Origin of the sequence: Nitrososphaera viennensis EN76, from assembly GCF_000698785.1 — an archaeon.
Lineage (GTDB): Archaea > Thermoproteota > Nitrososphaeria > Nitrososphaerales > Nitrososphaeraceae > Nitrososphaera > Nitrososphaera viennensis.
This window is the reverse complement of the sequence record NZ_CP007536.1, coordinates 1,297,714-1,313,913: the sequence shown is the minus strand read 5'-3', so window position 1 is coordinate 1,313,913 and position 16,200 is coordinate 1,297,714. Positions and strand designations below refer to the sequence as shown.

Below are 16,200 nucleotides of genomic sequence, written 5' to 3'. Positions count from 1 at the left end.
CAGAAAGCAACCCGACCGTGATTCTTCTCTATTCGTGATTTTTGTAGCGTTCTCTTTCTCTCTGGTCCTTGCGTATCTCATTAATATGATAAGGACGGAGTGTACCCATGACCGACATAACCAACTTTGTCGACTGGAATGAGCTTAAAGGCAAGGAAGCTAGGGGCGTAACCAAAGATGTAGATCTTGGCGAAGTCCAGGAAATCGGGAAGCACTATATTCTGACCCAAAAGGGGCATGTGGATCTGGAAAAATTCTATATTCCAAAGTATCTGGCAGAAAGGTATGACGGGCACGTTCTGTACTTTAATGTCACGGAAGGCCAAAAGATCGAGTTCAAGCATCCAGCCCCGCCTACCTATGAAGAATACGCCCGCTACAGGGTGGCCGGCCTGCCCGAGGATATCGAAACGCGCGTGCGCGTGTCAGAAGCCTGACGCACTCTTACTCCCCTATATCTTTCATGGTTTCTGAAGGCCCAGGACGCCTTTCAATATCTGCCGCCGGGCCGCTCTGGGAAGCGTCCTAGCAAATTCTGCGTCCACGCCAAGGGATATGAGCTTGTTGATCTCTAGTTCGTCTGCCTCGTTAGAGGTGGTCTTTGTCATTGCGTCGCAGCCCCTTCTAGCTCCGTCCAGCCTAATAATCCTCTTCTTCCTTTGCATGTCTGCAAAATCACATATGCGGCGCTACCGCTGCTGCTATTCCTTGATTGGTTTTATTTTCTCTAGACCAGGCTTGCATGTGTTTTTCCAAAGTACGCCTTGACATGCGGCCTGTACAGGTAGTATATGATTATTCCAGATATTATGACGTTGACAATGCTCCCCGCGTTCCCGCCTGCCAGAGAAACGATGCCGGTCACTATGCTGATGATTGACAGGATGACTGTAACAGTCCATGCCCAGCCTTTTCCCTTGAGCAGGCCCCATGCAACGATGAATGACACGATCCCTAAAATTATCAAGACCCCTCCGATGAACACTCCGGCAGCTCCAGCTAGCCCGGCCAGCGCCATCTGGCCGGCTGTGTTTGGATCAACAGTTGACAGAGTGGGAAGCAGCGAGCCTGCAGCCACAAGGCCTATGCCTGCAAAGAGCATGATAATGCCGCCGATGATGTTTAGAATGGCGATGATTGTTACCCCAAGCGGCCTTGAGGTGACCGACGGCTTCACAATAACATACTGGAGGTAGGATATTAAAGAGATTTTAAAGTCCTGTATTGTCGAGGAATTTCAGGGGTTGCAAGTTCTACAAATAGAAGAAGTAATTTGCGGGAAAGCCCGGTGGGATTCGGACCTACGCCCCAGAGTAATGACTTGATGAGCCGTGGATCAGAAAGATATCCGTCTGTGCAGAATTTCAGGAAAATTCTGATGATGATGGCAGTAGTCGCTGCGGCAGCAATGCTGCTATTAGCAACTGGGCCTGCCATGCTGCCTTCTCATGCACAACACTCTCCTGTAAATGCAAATGCCGCAAATTGCAACTGCGTAATCATCCGGGTGGATGACATACAGGATTATTGGAAGCAAAAACCTCAAATCGCATTGCTTGACATTTTCATTAACGACTCTGCATCGCTGTCTGTCGGAATGGTCATGAATCACTTTGGAAGCGATCCGGTCATCGTTAACAAAGTAAAGGAGGGCGGTTCGCTCTTTGAATATGGTATTCATGGATGGGATCATGTTGACTATGCAACTTTGAGCGCGCCGCAACAGCAAGAAACAATCAGCAAGGCACAGGCAAAGATGGAATCTGTCATGGGAAGGAGCGCCAAGGTCTTCCTGCCGCCCTACAACGGCTTTGACACAAATACTCTCATTGCGATAAAGCTTTCCGGCCTTGAAATCATTAGTGCAAGCAAAGCAGATGCCAATCCCTATGCCCCAGCCAACGATACCTTGGGGATAATGCATATGCCGCAAAGCACTACCTATGGCTTTACAGGCTCAGATGGAAGAAGCCACCAATGGCGCACTATTGAAGAGATGAAAAGTGCCGTTGATGCGGACATTGATGCAAGAGGCTGGGCTGTGGTGACAATACATCCCCAGGACTTTGCCACGTACGACGAAAATGGCAAGATGCTCGACCTGGCTGATCGTGAAAGGCTTGACACATTTAAGGCCTTCATGCAGCAGTTGCGAGAGGAAGGCAAAACTCTTGCTACTTTTGAACGCGCAGTGCAAACAATGAACCGAGAATAAGAGCAGAGTACGGCAGCCGCCATTCCAAGAAATTTGACAAGAAACTTCCGCAAGATACTGATAGAAAACTTGATGAAAACTAACTTACAAAGAATGTGTTAAAAAGTAAATGCCTGCGAATTTTATCATGAATGTTCTGAATAGCGTCTTTACCTATCATTTCTGCTCAAGCCTTTAAAATCATGGCTGCGACAGTGTCGTGATGTCAAGAAAAACAGAAAACAAAAAATGATGTAGACTACTCCGGGCGGAAACGAGACGGCGCCGGGCGGAAGCCCATTCCCACCTACTCCGACTCCGTGATCTGGCAAAAGCTATCCAACGGCGCAGCTATCGGAGTAACGAAAAATGGGAGAAAATGCAAGACCGTGAACAGGACTTGCCTCCCTATTTTTCTTCTTTTTTACCCCTCTAACAACACATCAAACCCTAATACCTACAGCTGCACCAAGTTCCTTGATGTGCAAACATTTGAGGATGAGGTTACAGGAGAATACTATGATTAAATAATCTAGCTACAATAATATATAATCTGCAAGCATTAGCAGTTTTGGATAATAGAATTGCACTTTATAGTTAACTTATGTATGGATTCTGCTCAAGGCTTTAAAGCAAAGAATCTGTTCTCACGATCATGTCAAGTAAAACAAGGACAAGTATGACACTGACACTTTCATTATTGATAGTTGGTGTCGGACTCGCATCATACACATTCCTGCCAGTTTACACCTTTGCAGCTGATTCCGGGAACGCGACATCTGTCTCGCCTCCTGCGGACGTCGGAAGCGAACAAGGCGGTGGTGATGAAAATCCTGCTGCAACCTCTGACCCTGCTGCAAGCAATGAAAATTCAACGGCTACAGGCAGCGACAATGCGGCCAGCGACGATAACAACTCCGGAGGAAATGATGCCACAAATCAAGCATCTGACAATGAACTAGACGATAATAAAGGCGGAAGCGATGACAACGCGCCCACCGATAAATCCAAGCCCGGAGACTTTGGCAAGAGTGGTGGTAACGAAGAAGATGGAAGCGATAACAACAACAAGTCCGAGAAAAAGTTGTATGATGACAGCAAAGATGACCAAGGCCCAAAATATTACAAGTACAAACACCATGACAGAGAAGACCAAGGCGATGATGAAGATGGTCGTAAAGGGGAGTACTACAGCAACCACCACAAAAAGTTCTTCAAATACAAACATGACTTCAACTACTACAACAATGTCAAGATAATCATACACCACTATTACTTCAAGGACTTTGTAGGCGCGGACTTTTTCGTGCACTTTGACTATGAACATCACCACGACGGTAAGGTGCTAATCTTCTTCGACCACCCCTTCAAGGATCACGAGTATGACGACGAAGGCCGGTTCTACTTTGACGAGGATGGCAATGAGTACCAATGCGAAGAATACTATCAGGGCTCTGTGTACTATGAGTACAAGAACGCCTTCTACAAGTGCGAAGACCTGACGTTCAGCGAGGACTTTGAAGCGGGATACTGAGAGAATCGCAGTGCACGTCGAATCAAGGCAGGCCGGATGACCAAGTCATCGAGTCATCAGACCTCCCATCCTTTCCTTTTAGCAGCTGGTTACACGATTTTTAATGTTAACTCGTACTCAATTGCTGCTCAGACTTCGCCATCACTAGGACGTTAGAAACTATATCTTGTAGCTATGCAACGCGGTTGAATATTTCAAATCCTATGGAGACGTACAAGCAACGAAAACGCCTCTCAAAAACACAGGTGCAACCAAAGAGATTGACCGATGGAATGATGGTAGCGACCTCTTTTACCACCACATGGGATTCTGAGCATAGTATCCGTCGATATCTGATTCCGTTTTGATTGCATATCTTTTGGCTTTTTCAGTCGGGGCTGTGGCAGCATGTTCTTCTTGATAGTGCTTTTCAAGTTCATCCAGCCCTGCAAAGACGGCCAGACATTTCTCACATACATGGCGATCAACGCCCGGATTTCCGCCCATTTGGACAGAAAACAGGGGTTTCTTGCTCAGCCTAATAGTTCTGTTCCGCGGGAGGTGTATTGCTATTATTCCACCGTCTTGCCAGCTTTTGAAGTGTTTTTCAAACTCTTCGTATAATGAAACGTTAAAGCAAGCGACTGGGTCCTGTTCAAATTCACAAGACCTCATCTTTTCCAAGTACTCTTTGTGTATTTTTTCAAGCCATATATCCACAATTTTAGGATGCTCATCAAGAATAGTTTGTGCCACTTCGAGTGTATAAACAGCAATCATTGTTTCAAGGGCGGCATTTGGGACTAAATCGTAGCCTTTCAATACTAGGCCGAGTCTACCATCCTCAAACGCTGTTGACACGGACAATATAACATCATCTAAAGTATTAAGGATAAGGGCGCCATTATGAAAAAGAAGGTAATAATTATTATCCTCAGCCAGTCCCTCCCCTAGGATGCTATTTTGTTGTCATTAATAGCGGGATAGTTACTTGATAGGCTCTTCTTTTTAATGCCATCTTGTGTCATGTTATTGCCGTGCCTATTGATTTTGGATGGTAAAGCCTGTAATGTTCAAGATATTCCTGAAAGGAGTCGAAAGCCATTCCGCATTCTTCACAGAAGTAATTATACTTGCGAACACGTGAGGAATCGCTCATTGTACATATTGATACTTCAAACTAGAAGATAAGATTAACGAACAGTATCGCAAATAGGCAGAAGCGCATGATTGGCATAGATAAGTTTCATACTCGCCAATCTTCCTTTGTATCATAATATATTATGCCATGCCGATTTTCTCTTCTTTCTCTAACTTTGCTTGCCGTTTTCTTTCTTGCAGAATGTCAATGACAAAGTCTAGTTCTTTGGAATTCTGTTTCTTTTTGTTCTCCTGCAATATGCCTATCGCATTCTCAATTGCCCTTGACTTGAAGACCTCGTCTTCCATGGTTACAATATAGGAGTATCAAATATTAAATCATGTTCATAATTACAGGCTAGCTCAAATACCAAAACCCGTAAATCATTGGCTATGTAATATTGTATTGCACTAACATAGGCGAAATAAACTATGTCAGTACAGCAGAATACAATACCTGTTGTCCTTTTGAAGGAAGGAACGAGTGAAACTAAGGGTTATCAGGCACAGCGAAACAACATCACCGCAGCCAAGACGATAGCTGAAATTGTGCGCACAAGCCTAGGCCCGCGTGGCATGGACAAGATGCTCGTCGATACGCTTGGCGACGTCACCATAACAAACGATGGTGCGACTATTTTGAAGGAAATAGATGTTCAACATCCGGCAGCAAAGATGATGGTAGAGATCAGCAAGGCGACTGACAGCGAGGTCGGAGATGGAACAACCTCGACAGTGGTTCTTGCGGGGGCACTGCTAGAAAATGCAGAAGAGCTAATAGCAAAAAACGTACATCCCACCGTAATAATCGAAGGCTATGATAGGGCAGCAGAAAGGGCAGTCGCAATTCTTAGAGAGGTGGCCGACAAGGTCAATATCGAAGACAAGGATTCTCTAGTCAAAATTGCTCAGACTGCAATGGCTTCAAAGCTGGTCTCGTTCGATGAAGGGCACCTTTCAAAGTTGGTGGTAGATGCGGTATTGGATGTGGCAGAAAAGGCTGAGGAACGCGGCAGCATTAGTGATAATCTGAAGGTTGACATCGACAACATCAAGGTGGAGAAAAAAGCTGGAGGCTCGATAAGGGACACGAAACTCGTCAAAGGCATTATTCTGGACAAAGAGGTAGTTCACGGCGAAATGCCAAAGAGAATAGAAAATGCTCGCATAGCCCTGCTCAATTGTCCTCTGGAGATAGAAAAGACCGAATTTGATGCAAAAATAAGCATCGAATCACCAGAGCAGATGCAGAAATTTCTCGACGAAGAAAATAGCATGCTGAAATCTATGGTGGACAAGATCTCTTCTGCAGGAGCAAATGTCGTAGTATGCCAGAAGGGAATAGATGACATGGCGCAGCACTATCTGGCCAAAGCAGGGATACTTGCAGTCAGAAGGGCAAAAGAGAGTGATATGAACAATCTGGCAAAATCGACAGGAGGGAAAGTGCTGGCAAATGTCGAGGAACTTGCCGTAGATGATTTGGGCTATGCAAAACTGGTAGAAGAGCGAAAGATAGAGTCTGACAAATGGGTTTTCATCGAAGGTTGCAAGAATCCTCGGGCTGTTTCAATCCTGGTAAGGGGAGGATCGCAAAGGGTGGTAGACGAAGCTGAAAGGTCGGTACACGATGCAATAATGGTGGTAAAGGATGTTCTAGAGTATCCCTATATTCTGGTTGGGGCTGGCGCGCCTGAAGGGCTTTTGTCGCAGAGACTCAGAGAGTGGTCTGGTTCGCTTTCGGGCAGACCACAGCTGGCAGCCGAGAAATTTGCAGATAGCGTTGAAAGAGTCGCTATGGTCTTGGCAGAAAATGCTGGAATGGACTCTCTGGATACACAAGTCCAGCTCAGGGCAAAGGCGGGTTCGGCAAAGCCGAGGTTTGGAATAGACATCGTCAATGGAAAGATTGCAGACATGTCCGCAAAAGGCATCTATGAACCGTTGAAGGTGAAGGAACAGGTCATCAATGCTGCTACCGAAGCAGCATGCATGATACTACATGTTGATGACATTGTAGCAGCTGCCAGCCCAAAGCAGGAGGGTGGAACGCCAACACGGAGTGGCGCACCCGATTTCCAGACATAACCCTCGAGTGGATTTTGGGGAAAAGACAGGTGTAAAAGAGCTTTGAAGCGAGATTAAGCGCAAGCTGCGCGCCTTTGCAACCTTGGAATACGTGAGACGAGACAAGAAGCAAAGCCCTAGGTGGGATTCGGACCCACGACCTAGGGTTTACGAAACCCTCGCTCTGCCAGGCTGAGCTACTAGGGCGCTCGTTCTCAATGACTCTGGCATCGCTATTATAATCATTCCTCCTGCATCTATGATATGTGCCTATAACGGAGAAAAATTTAACGTGCTCACAACCGTCTTTCGTTTTTTGTGTGCGCATATGTTGTCATTCTTTCAACTTTTAACCAACTGCTGATGTCTTGTCTAAGGATAAAAAAATGATATTAGTCGACATCGGCAGAATCAGGCCTATCTGTAGTGATGTTCTTGCTCTTCAGAACCTGTCGTATCTCTCTTTTTAGAGAGCCGCCTTGTCTCCTGATGTCTTTGTTCCTATGTCATAGGCCTCTGTGATGGTTTTTACAAAAATCTTGCCGTCGCTTGCTTCTCAGGTACTGATCTTGGAGAGGATATCGTTAACGATTGGTTTTTCCATCTGGTCTGGCACTATTATCGTGACTATCGTTCTGCCGCCAAATTCCGGAACATATCTCTTTCCTGTTTTGTATCGATCAGGTCCTACCAGAACCTCCATTTCCTCCTTCTTGGCGCGGCCCCGCCCAGTGATCTGGGTAAAATACATGCCTCCGACTTGGTGCTTGTGCAGGATGCTGTTTACTTCATTTAGATGTTCATGGGGTATGATAATATCCAGTTCCTTCATGAAGAAATCCGCTGGCTTTGATCAGATAAGGCTTCAGAAAGAATTTCAATTTATATACCAAATAACGAAGCGGCCAAAGTAAGTTCGCTGGTGCCGCCATATTGTTGCAGGATATGACATGGCGCCAAGAAAGGTGCGCGTCATCCTGATCCTCGCGCCAGCTTAAATATCTGCGAGCGAATCCCGGTGCTGCATTGAAGGTGTCAATCTCCGGGGCAAGGGGAATCTACGGCCAAGACCTGACCCTGCACGAAGCCGCCCGGTTTGCCGGGCGCTTTGCAAATCTTGTAAAATCGGGCAAGTGCATAGTGGCAAGGGACACCAGGCCCTCCGGCCCTGTCCTCTCGCAAATAGTCTCGGCAAGCCTGATGGCAGCCGGCATCGACGTGTACAACCTGGGAGTCGCATCCACGCCAGCCGCGTTCAGGGAGGCGCGAAAATATGGCGCCGGGATCATCGTCACCGCATCGCACAACCCGCTTGAATGGAACGGGCTGAAATTCATCATCGAAGGCCGCGGGCTGTTTGAAAAAGAGCTGGAACAGATGATGCTTGCGTCAAGTTCTTCTTCTTCTGCTGCAGGCCGGAGCGCAGGCAGGGAGTATCCTGCAACTGCAAGCTATGTCGACGACGTTGCCGCGCTTGTTGCCGCCGGCAGCACCGGCGGCGCGCAAGTTGTTGGAATCGATGCCGGCGGCGGGGCGTCGTGCGGCTATTCTGAAAGGCTGTTCAAGAAACTCGGCATGAAATTCCAGAGCATAAACGGCATCCCGGGTGTCTCCTCACGGGGCCCTGACCCTACCGCGGACGACCTTGCCGACCTGCGTACGCTTGTGACTGCAAACAAGCTGGACCTCGGCTTTGCGCTTGACCTTGACGGCGACAGGCTTGTTGTAGTCAACGAAAAGGGCGAGAAGCTGAACCCGGACGCAACTCTGCTCCTGTGCGTCGCCCGCGCGGTGGAGCTGGGCGCAAAAAAATTCGTGACAAGCATCGACACGAGCGTAGCCATTGCCAAGTACGTTAAAGAGCGCGGGGGAACAGTAGAGCACTCCAAGGTGGGCGAGGCAAACGTGGTGAACAAGATGCTTGACACGGGAGCCGAGGCCGGGGGAGAAGGAAGCAGCGCCGGCTTTATCATGCCCAAGTTCAACATGTGCCGCGACGGGCTCTTGGCGGCTGCAACCATAGCCACGCTTGACAGAAAAGCAATGATGGATTGTCTGTCGTTTGCGTCGCAGTTTATGCAAATACGGTCCAAGATAGCCGCGGATTCGTCGCTGCATGCAAGGGTCATTGAGAAATTGCCAGACGCACTAAAAGCAGAATGCTCGCAGATGATAACAGGCGACGGCGTCAAGGGGATAATCGACGATGACTCGTGGGTGCTCGTGCGCCCGTCAAACACCGAACACGCCATCCGGGTGTCTGTCGAGTCGCGTGCCGAAAAGGCGCAGTCGCTGTACAAAAAGATGAGCAAGAAGGTCCAGCGCGTCTATGAAGAAGAAGCGGCTAGATGAGAAGGAAATAATCCGCATATTCTCGCAGGCACTAGGCATAGCCGACCTTGACGACGTGGCAAAAGTCGGCAGGAACCTTGTCTTCAAGGCCGACATGCTTGTTGCAAGCACCGACGTGCCTCCGCAGATGAGCCCGTGGCAGGTCGCAAGAAAGAGCATAGTGGCGTGCGCAAGCGACCTTGCGGCCAAGGGGGCAAGGCCGGTGGCGGCGATGATCTCGCTCGGCCTTCCTGAAGAGATTACCAGAACCTACGTCGAGGAGTTGGCAAGGGGGTTCCAGATTGCGTCAAGGGAGTTTGGCGTGAAGATCGTGGGAGGTGACACGAATGCCGCAAGAGACCTTGTCATTGACTGCAGCATGATAGGCATGACAGCGGCAGACAACAGGATGCCAAAAAGGGGCGGCGCAAAACCCGGCGATGTCGTTGTTGCTTCCGGCAAGTTCGGCTATCCCGCGTCTGGGCTTGCAGTCTTGCTAAAGGGAGCAAGGGCGCAGGGCGCGTTCAGGGCGGCGGCAGTAGACTCGGCGCTGGAGCCCAAGCCTAGGCAGGCGTTTGGAATCACGCTTGCGCGGTATTTTTCGTCGTCGATTGATTCAAGCGACGGCCTTGCAGCCTCGCTCCATGAAATCGCAGTCCAGAGCAACGTCGACATAAAAGTCGACTATGACGCGGCAAGGGCAGACGGCGTACAGGAATTTGCCCGCGCAAACGGCCTTGACGCGCACGAGCTGGTGTTCCACGGAGGGGAAGAGTACGAAATAGTCGCGACGATGCCAAAATCCCTGCTACCAAGGGCAAGGGCGACGGCAAAAAAGGCAGGCTGCGACCTGCACATCATCGGTAGCGTAAAGAAAAAAGGCACGGGCCGGGTCACGTCAGGCAGGCGGCTGCTTGAAAACCGAGGCTACCTTCACTTTAGCTAGCTTTTATCTATCTGTCGATCCAAGAGAGACTGGCTGTGTTTGGCAAGGCAAAATGCAAGCTCTGCGGCGACGAGGTGAGGTTTGCGCTAAGGCACCTTACCGAAAAACACCCTGAGATCATGCAAGGCGAGAATATGAACCGGGACAAAATGAAAAAGCTGGTAGAGAAATACTTTAGCTAGCCGGGCTGCTGTTGTTTTTCTTCTTTTTCGTCGACTGCCAAAAGTCCATGAGGCTCCTTGAGAATATCGCGGTCAGGTTGAATGCCGCAAAAGCGACGAAATGTGCGATTATGGAGGTGATGCCTGCCTCGATGTTTGCGCCAAGGAGGAGGTACTGCACGTATGGCCTCACAAGGATAAAAACAATGTCCGCCGCGGCAACAGAGGGCCACAGCCGGAGGGCCATGGTGCAAACCTTCTGCACCCTCTTGCCCCTTGAAAGTTGTATGAACTGCCCGCGGCTGTCAAAATAGAATATGGTCAAAAAGCCTGCCAGCGCGGCGAGGTAATCCGCGGCAGATGAAGCTATCGAAACGCCTGCCTCGTCAAGGGCGATGGCTATTGCCAGCTCTGCAACCAAAAGGCCTGCGGCGATCCCTGCAAGCTCGCCTACAACAAGCTGCTTGTTGAAGGTCTTGTATTTCTTGGCGTTGTCTGCCAGGTAGCTAATGTACTGTCGGATTGGCAACCTTGACAAGCGCTACTCTTTCCTTGCAGGCGCGGATCGATTCGTACAATTTCCCGGCATAGCAGTGCGTGAGGTGCTTCAGGAATTCGTACTGGGATGGAAGTGCAATGCCCGCGGCTGAATTCTCGTACTCCTTTACAAGGTCGAGGATCTTGTCCAAGCTCTTGCTCTTTGCCACCGCCTCCTTTATCGAATCAGGGTTTGCGGCAAGCGTCGAGAATGGTATGGATTCGGTCGCGCCAAGGATAAAGATGTTGGGCATCCTATCGTACAGGTCCTCCTCAAGGTCGTCAAGGTCGTCCTGGATGTCCTGCAGCGCCTGGTTGTAGTGCAGGACCAGCGAAACATTCGGGTTATAGTTTTCAAGCTCGCTGTCAAGGACGCGCCCGTAGATGGTGGGGGCGTCAGACGACTTGAACATGTTGTGGTACCGGATCTCCTTGTAGGAAAAGTCGCAGCCTTCAAGCATCCTTTCCTTCATCAGTTTTTCAGAATCCCAGAACGGCCAGCACTGGGCGAACGAAAAATGGATTGCGTATTTCAAATAGCCTTCACTGTCTGCCTTGACCGACCTGAGCAGTTCGGCCGCCATGCGCTTGTATTTCCTGTTTCCAATCTCATAATACCTGTCCATGAGCACGATGTAGCGCACGAGTGATCTGATGGTCTTGTAGATCCTGAGGGAAACATTGACGTCTCTGGTGTCGGAAAATGCCGCAAAATAGTACGTGGCAAAGTCCTGGCCTTTCTGGTCTATTGCCTGGAATAATGCAGATGGCGCGGGGTCTACGGCGGCTAGAAATTTTGAAAGACCGTCAAGGCCCTGAACGAAATCATTTCCTGCAAGCGCGAGCAATTTTTTTGATTTTTCCTCCAAAGCAGATATCTGTGAAAAGTCAAGATACCCTTTTCCCGCGGCTGCGGCTTTTGCTGCTGCCGTGGAGTTTTGCCTCCTGGCAGCAGCAGATGATGTTTCGCGCTTTTCAACCTGGCACAGCATGCCGCCGGCACTCTTTGCGTTCGACGTTTTGCCTGCCCCCCTGCTATATTTTTGCATTTTTCCGAATTATTGATATTAAATGAGAAAAATAAAAGCTCTGATCGAGATTTCTTGATAAAAGTAAGATATTGGTAATAAGTATTCTCAATATCCATTTTCAGTAACATAACTTTATCGTTTTTTAACGAAGTTTCTTTCATTTTATTGCATAATATGGGCAATTCCTCTACTGCCGATGTTGACACCTCCCTTTTCTGTAATTTATATCCCGTTAACAGGATAAACCTGTAATAAATAGCAACGATGGGCGAAAATATTGACATCCTGATGCAGCGCTGCAATATTCTTTGCACTTTAACCGGCAACAGATGGCGTTTTTCCCCTGCAAATCCGCATGACTATACATTAATTAATTGCGTATTATTCTACAAAGCGTCTTTGAAAATCCTTGTAGCCGAGGACGAGCCAAACATTGCCAAGGTTTACAAGATCTCTTTTGAAGAGCGAGGCCACGAGGTCATAGTCACCCACAACGGGGTGGAGTGCCTTGAGGAATACAACCGCCATCGCCTTGCCGAATCCGGCGGCCGCAACAACAACAGCATCGTCGCTCCTTTTGACGTGGTCCTTCTGGACTACCGGATGCCCAAGAAGGACGGGATGGAAGTCGCCCGCGAGATTCTGGCGCTGGTCCCAAAGCAGAGGATAATCTTTGTATCCGCCTATGTCCTTGAAACCCTGCAGGACGCCGTAAAGACTCTGAGCAAGGTCGTGGAAATGATGCAAAAACCCTTTGAGATAGACGATCTTGTCTCGCTAGTCGAGGACACCAGTATCTGGAAGGGCCTTGAGGAGCTCAACGTCAACATCGCAGAACTTCGCAAGATGAATGCCACCCACGACCAGCTGCTCGGCCTGTACCAAGGATTGAAGGCCATACAAAAAGGCCGCGGGATTGCCGGCTAGCTAGCCGGAGGAAGAGGACTGCCGCGCGGGCTGCTCAAAGGGCAGCCGGATGACAAACGTCGCACCTTTTTTATCATCCTCATCATTGTTGTACAGGTATATCGCGCCGTTGTGGGCGGCCACTATCGCCCTGCTTATGAACAGGCCAAGGCCGCTTCCATGCTTTTCTCCCTCGCCGACGCTCCTTGTGATGAACTTTTTGAACATGTGCGGCAGGACGGCTTCCGGTATCCCACCTCCCGTGTCGCTCACCACGATGTCGTACCGGGAATTTTTTGCGTCGGCCCGTGCCTCAATAGTGACCCTGCCCTTTCCCGTGAACTTGGCCGCATTGCCGATGACGTTCATGAGCACCTGGGTGATGCGCTGCCTGTCCAGGTCGCAGTAGGCCGCGCGTGCGCCTTCGTTCATTGCTATGTAAAAGTCGATCTCTTTGCCCAGCTCGCTTGTCCTTAGCGCGTTTACGACATACTCTATTATTTCAGAGACGTTTGCCCTGGCAAAGTTGTACCGCAGGGTGCCGTTTTCTATCCTGCTGACGTCCAGTATGTCGTTTGCAAGCTGCGTCAGCCTGCGCGCCTCCCTCAGGACGGAATCCCACGCCTCTTCTTGGCTTATCTGCCCCTTTTTTGCAAGCAACGCAAGCCCCAATATCGGCTGGATGGGCGTGCGCAGCTCGTGCGACGCGATAGCTATGAACTCGTCTTTAAGGCTCTCTTTTCTCTTGAGCTCTTTGTTTGCGGCCTCCATTTCCCTGTTTGCGCGCTCTAGCCGGGAACTCTCTGTCACTGCCATCCCGATGACTGTGTTCTTGCCACTGCTGTCCTGCCGCTGCCACGCCGACGCAGCAAGTATCCCCGGAAACTCTGTACCGTCTTTTCTCTTTATCAAGACGTCCACTTCCTTGACGCTGCCCTGCATGCCGCAAATGGCACTGATGGTTTCCTTCAGCGTTCCGGCCTTTTCCGTGACGATGTCAAAGACCTGCATCACCGCCAGGTCGTCCCTGGAAAATCCAGTTGCTTGCGCGAAATAGCCGTTTACGCCCGTTATCCTGCCGTCAGGACCTGTAAAGCAAATCAAGAGCGGGATGTTCTCGGCAAAATCGTCCATTCTCTGCAAGCCTGATATTTTTGGCATGAAAAGCACCTAAAGAAGGTTGTTATTATTGGCTTTTGCCAGCGACTTTGTAGTTATGTATCCTATCTCACTGGCTGCAAGGAGTGTACTTCTTGCCTCTGGAATATCCTTCAGTCTTGCCAAAATAACGATATATACTTGTATGAGTTTCTATATTTCTGTTAGGTAGTGCTTCGATGTCGGGGGTCCAAAACAAGCTGGATGGTGAGCGAGCCTGCACTCTTCGATGGAGAACGACCGCAATACCATCCTGAGGCGCGCCTTTGACAAGGAGCTGATGTCACTTGGCTCCTCCATCTACCAGACGATAATGTGGCACATGGACGGCCGTGGCGTATTCTCAAACCCGCGGGCCGTGGACATCGAGTCGCTCTATTCAAACCTCCGGGAGATAGTGGGGCCCCACGCCGACATGATAATGGACATGACCTGGGCAGACCTGGAAAAGAACCACGGCGCAAAGGATCCTGAAAAGTCAAAGAAGAGCTTTGACAAGATAAGAAAATGGCTCGGCACAGGAGTAGCGGCAGTAGAAGGAGAAGGAGGAGTATGAGCTAGTTGGAAGAACCAAGAAAAGAGATAACGGAAATCAAGCGCGGCCGAAAGAACCTGGTAGCCACGCTGGTAGGCGCGGTCGTGGCTATTAACCTGGTGGTGCTTGCCACGTCGCAGTCAGACGCCATAATCGCCGCAAGCGACCTTTCAAGGATACTGACGGTGGGGGCCGCGGCGGTGATATCTGCAATCGTGGTGGCGAGGCAGAACGTCACCGGGATTTTCGGCCGGGCGTACCTTGCGCTTGCCGTAGGGCTCGTGCTGTGGCTTGCGGCAGAATCTACGTGGGGATACTATGAACTTGTCCTGCAGATCGAAAGGCCGTTTCCGTCCATAGCCGACGCGCTGTGGCTGTCCGCCTACGGCCCGATAGGGTTCCACCTTTTTAGCACGGCCCGGTTCTACGGCCGGGGCGTCGGAAGGTACAAGGTGGCGGCGGTGATAGCCGGCATGTCGGTATTTGTAGGGCTGTACATAACGGGGCTTGCCGGCGTCTCGCAGTTGCAGGGCGAAGGGGCCGAGCTTGCTATTGCGATAAGCATCGCGTACCCGCTCCTTGACACCGTGCTTTTCATGCCGGCGATACTCATCGTCCTCAATTCGGGCAAGGGATACCTGACTTCGATCCCGTGGATCTTTATCGGCTGGATAGCCCTCGGGATAGCCGACACCCTGCTTGGGATAGCGCAGGTGCAGAACTTTGATGGCGACCTGTTCATGATAAACGCGTTCTATGTCATTGCCTACCTTGCCATGGCGGCGGGGCTGTGGTGGTACAACCGGTTCTTTATCTTTGACAAGGCCAAGCTCCGCAAACAACCTGCGGCGGCCGGTTAATTAGTCCGTCCTGTCAGATATACATCCGTCGTTGGCCGATTTCAAAGACCTGTTTTCCAAGCAGTCCAAAGAGTATGCCGCTTCACGGCCGACGTACCCAAGGGCGCTCTTTGAATTCCTTGCAGTGCTTGTGGGGCGCCGGGAGCTGGCGTGGGACTGCGCGACAGGAAACGGGCAGGCCGCCGCGCTCCTTGCAGGATATTTCAAGCAGGTCGTTGCAAGCGACGCAAGCAAAAAGCAGATTGAAAACGCCCGGGCAGGACCAAACGTCCGCTTTGCAGTGTTTCCCGCGGAAAAGCCTGACCTTGCAGACAACAGCGTCGACCTGATCACAGTCGCGCAGGCGCTCCACTGGTTCCGCTTTGACGACTTTTACCGGGAGGTTAGGCGGGTTGCAAGAAAGGATGCGGTAATTGCCGCGTGGACGTACGGGCTGCATTCTGTCAGCCCGGAGGTAGACAAGGTCACGCAAACGTTCTACAAGGACATTGTCGGCCGGTACTGGCCTCCTGAGGTCCGGTACGTGGAAAACAGGTACGAGAACATCCCCTTTCCGTTCCCGCAGGTAGAAACCCCGGACTTGAAGATAGAGCTTGAATGGGACATGCAGAATTTGGTAGGCTATCTCTACAGCTGGTCAAGCACCCAGAAATACATCGAGGAAAACAAGTCAGACCCGGTGAAAATGATATACCCTGAACTAGAGGCCGCATGGGGAAAGGAGAATGCCCAGAGAAAGGTGACTTGGCCCATATACATGAAGGCCGGAAGGCTATGGGGAGAAAGAGGGCGCTGACAACGTTTTTAACCCTCTAAAAAGA

The 16,200-nt window shown here is 50.1% G+C and carries 19 protein-coding genes and 1 tRNA gene; 11 read left to right on the top strand and 9 right to left on the bottom strand.

What is annotated here, in order from left to right; all coding sequences use genetic code 11:
• Window positions 1-107: 107 nt before the first annotated feature.
• Window positions 108-437, top strand: a complete 330-nt coding sequence (locus NVIE_RS07490) for a hypothetical protein (RefSeq protein ID WP_075054715.1) — start codon at window positions 108-110, stop codon at window positions 435-437.
• A 24-nt stretch (window positions 438-461) separates the two neighbouring features.
• Here NVIE_RS07490 and NVIE_RS07485 read toward each other — a convergent pair whose 3' ends face one another.
• Window positions 462-665, bottom strand: coding sequence for a hypothetical protein (locus NVIE_RS07485; protein WP_075054714.1), 204 nt, complete (start codon window positions 663-665; stop codon window positions 462-464).
• Window positions 666-727: 62 nt separating this feature from the next.
• Window positions 728-1,177, bottom strand: coding sequence for a hypothetical protein (locus NVIE_RS07480; RefSeq protein ID WP_227717287.1), 450 nt, complete (start codon window positions 1,175-1,177; stop codon window positions 728-730).
• 201 nt (window positions 1,178-1,378) lie between these two features.
• Here NVIE_RS07480 and NVIE_RS07475 point away from each other — a divergent pair, with 201 nt between their 5' ends.
• Together NVIE_RS07475 and NVIE_RS07470 are read left to right on the top strand one after the other, a co-directional pair.
• Window positions 1,379-2,215 (top strand): polysaccharide deacetylase family protein, encoded by an 837-nt coding sequence (locus NVIE_RS07475; protein WP_075054712.1) that lies wholly within the window; start codon window positions 1,379-1,381, stop codon window positions 2,213-2,215.
• A 634-nt stretch (window positions 2,216-2,849) separates the two neighbouring features.
• Complete coding sequence (locus tag NVIE_RS07470) at window positions 2,850-3,728, top strand: hypothetical protein (protein ID WP_144239563.1); 879 nt, start codon at window positions 2,850-2,852, stop codon at window positions 3,726-3,728.
• A 291-nt stretch (window positions 3,729-4,019) separates the two neighbouring features.
• On the opposite strand, the gene NVIE_RS07465 is transcribed toward NVIE_RS07470, so the two are convergent.
• Complete coding sequence (locus NVIE_RS07465; protein WP_144239562.1) at window positions 4,020-4,568, bottom strand: hypothetical protein; 549 nt, start codon at window positions 4,566-4,568, stop codon at window positions 4,020-4,022.
• 420 nt (window positions 4,569-4,988) lie between these two features.
• Entirely contained in the window at window positions 4,989-5,156 is a 168-nt protein-coding gene (locus NVIE_RS15380; protein ID WP_158435135.1) for a hypothetical protein, read from the bottom strand.
• 123 nt (window positions 5,157-5,279) lie between these two features.
• Here NVIE_RS15380 and thsB point away from each other — a divergent pair, with 123 nt between their 5' ends.
• Window positions 5,280-6,935 (top strand): thermosome subunit beta, encoded by a 1,656-nt coding sequence (gene thsB, locus NVIE_RS07460; protein WP_075054709.1) that lies wholly within the window; start codon window positions 5,280-5,282, stop codon window positions 6,933-6,935.
• A 112-nt stretch (window positions 6,936-7,047) separates the two neighbouring features.
• Here thsB and NVIE_RS07455 read toward each other — a convergent pair.
• Window positions 7,048-7,121: transfer RNA gene (locus NVIE_RS07455), tRNA-Thr, on the bottom strand.
• Between the two features lie 349 nt (window positions 7,122-7,470).
• Window positions 7,471-7,746: a P-II family nitrogen regulator gene (locus NVIE_RS07450; protein WP_227717286.1), complete on the bottom strand. Its 276-nt coding sequence runs from the start codon at window positions 7,744-7,746 to the stop codon at window positions 7,471-7,473.
• Between the two features lie 200 nt (window positions 7,747-7,946).
• Here NVIE_RS07450 and NVIE_RS07445 point away from each other — a divergent pair, with 200 nt between their 5' ends.
• From NVIE_RS07445 to NVIE_RS15375, 3 genes are read left to right on the top strand one after another with little or no spacing between them, the layout of a single operon-like run.
• A complete protein-coding gene (locus NVIE_RS07445; RefSeq protein WP_227717546.1) occupies window positions 7,947-9,266 on the top strand; it encodes a phosphohexomutase domain-containing protein in 1,320 nt (439 codons plus the stop codon).
• Window positions 9,244-10,191 (top strand): thiamine-phosphate kinase, encoded by a 948-nt coding sequence (gene thiL, locus NVIE_RS07440; protein ID WP_075054707.1) that lies wholly within the window; start codon window positions 9,244-9,246, stop codon window positions 10,189-10,191. Before NVIE_RS07445 ends, thiL begins: the two co-directional genes overlap by 23 nt.
• A gap of 35 nt (window positions 10,192-10,226) precedes the next feature.
• Entirely contained in the window at window positions 10,227-10,373 is a 147-nt protein-coding gene (locus NVIE_RS15375) for a hypothetical protein (protein WP_158435134.1), read from the top strand.
• On the opposite strand, the gene NVIE_RS07435 is transcribed toward NVIE_RS15375, so the two are convergent.
• Complete coding sequence (locus NVIE_RS07435; protein ID WP_144239561.1) at window positions 10,366-10,890, bottom strand: hypothetical protein; 525 nt, start codon at window positions 10,888-10,890, stop codon at window positions 10,366-10,368. The two genes, NVIE_RS15375 and NVIE_RS07435, sit on opposite strands and share 8 nt — an antisense overlap.
• On the bottom strand, window positions 10,859-11,938 hold the full coding sequence (locus NVIE_RS07430) for a Rossmann-fold NAD(P)-binding domain-containing protein (protein WP_075054705.1): 1,080 nt from the start codon (window positions 11,936-11,938) through the stop codon (window positions 10,859-10,861). Before NVIE_RS07430 ends, NVIE_RS07435 begins: the two co-directional genes overlap by 32 nt.
• 381 nt (window positions 11,939-12,319) lie before the next feature.
• Between NVIE_RS07430 and NVIE_RS07425 the strand changes: the two genes are divergently transcribed.
• Entirely contained in the window at window positions 12,320-12,847 is a 528-nt protein-coding gene (locus tag NVIE_RS07425) for a response regulator (RefSeq protein WP_075054704.1), read from the top strand.
• On the opposite strand, the gene NVIE_RS07420 is transcribed toward NVIE_RS07425, so the two are convergent.
• Window positions 12,848-13,987 carry a PAS domain-containing sensor histidine kinase gene (locus NVIE_RS07420; RefSeq protein WP_144239560.1) on the bottom strand — a complete coding sequence of 380 codons (1,140 nt, stop codon included), beginning with the start codon at window positions 13,985-13,987 and terminating at the stop codon, window positions 12,848-12,850.
• A gap of 226 nt (window positions 13,988-14,213) precedes the next feature.
• Between NVIE_RS07420 and NVIE_RS07415 the strand changes: the two genes are divergently transcribed.
• From NVIE_RS07415 to NVIE_RS07405, 3 genes are read left to right on the top strand one after another with little or no spacing between them, the layout of a single operon-like run.
• Entirely contained in the window at window positions 14,214-14,540 is a 327-nt protein-coding gene (locus tag NVIE_RS07415; protein WP_075054702.1) for a hypothetical protein, read from the top strand.
• 5 nt (window positions 14,541-14,545) lie between these two features.
• Window positions 14,546-15,379, top strand: coding sequence for a hypothetical protein (locus NVIE_RS07410; protein ID WP_075054701.1), 834 nt, complete (start codon window positions 14,546-14,548; stop codon window positions 15,377-15,379).
• A gap of 31 nt (window positions 15,380-15,410) precedes the next feature.
• Window positions 15,411-16,175, top strand: coding sequence for a class I SAM-dependent methyltransferase (locus tag NVIE_RS07405; RefSeq protein ID WP_075054700.1), 765 nt, complete (start codon window positions 15,411-15,413; stop codon window positions 16,173-16,175).
• The last annotated feature ends 25 nt before the right edge of the window (window positions 16,176-16,200 follow it).

What these genes read in the sequence shown, in the direction of transcription:
- thiL (WP_075054707.1), top strand. Translation starts at nt 9,244, where the DNA reads ATGAAGAAGAAGCGGCTAGATGAGAAGGAAATAATCCGCATATTCTCG.
- NVIE_RS07485 (WP_075054714.1), bottom strand. Translation starts at nt 665, where the DNA reads ATGCAAAGGAAGAAGAGGATTATTAGGCTGGACGGAGCTAGAAGGGGC.
- NVIE_RS07490 (WP_075054715.1), top strand. Translation starts at nt 108, where the DNA reads ATGACCGACATAACCAACTTTGTCGACTGGAATGAGCTTAAAGGCAAG.
- NVIE_RS07430 (WP_075054705.1), bottom strand. Translation starts at nt 11,938, where the DNA reads ATGCAAAAATATAGCAGGGGGGCAGGCAAAACGTCGAACGCAAAGAGT.
- NVIE_RS07450 (WP_227717286.1), bottom strand. Translation starts at nt 7,746, where the DNA reads ATGAAGGAACTGGATATTATCATACCCCATGAACATCTAAATGAAGTA.
- NVIE_RS15380 (WP_158435135.1), bottom strand. Translation starts at nt 5,156, where the DNA reads ATGGAAGACGAGGTCTTCAAGTCAAGGGCAATTGAGAATGCGATAGGC.
- NVIE_RS07475 (WP_075054712.1), top strand. Translation starts at nt 1,379, where the DNA reads ATGATGATGGCAGTAGTCGCTGCGGCAGCAATGCTGCTATTAGCAACT.
- thsB (WP_075054709.1), top strand. Translation starts at nt 5,280, where the DNA reads ATGTCAGTACAGCAGAATACAATACCTGTTGTCCTTTTGAAGGAAGGA.
- NVIE_RS07420 (WP_144239560.1), bottom strand. Translation starts at nt 13,987, where the DNA reads ATGCCAAAAATATCAGGCTTGCAGAGAATGGACGATTTTGCCGAGAAC.
- NVIE_RS07470 (WP_144239563.1), top strand. Translation starts at nt 2,850, where the DNA reads ATGTCAAGTAAAACAAGGACAAGTATGACACTGACACTTTCATTATTG.
- NVIE_RS07415 (WP_075054702.1), top strand. Translation starts at nt 14,214, where the DNA reads ATGGAGAACGACCGCAATACCATCCTGAGGCGCGCCTTTGACAAGGAG.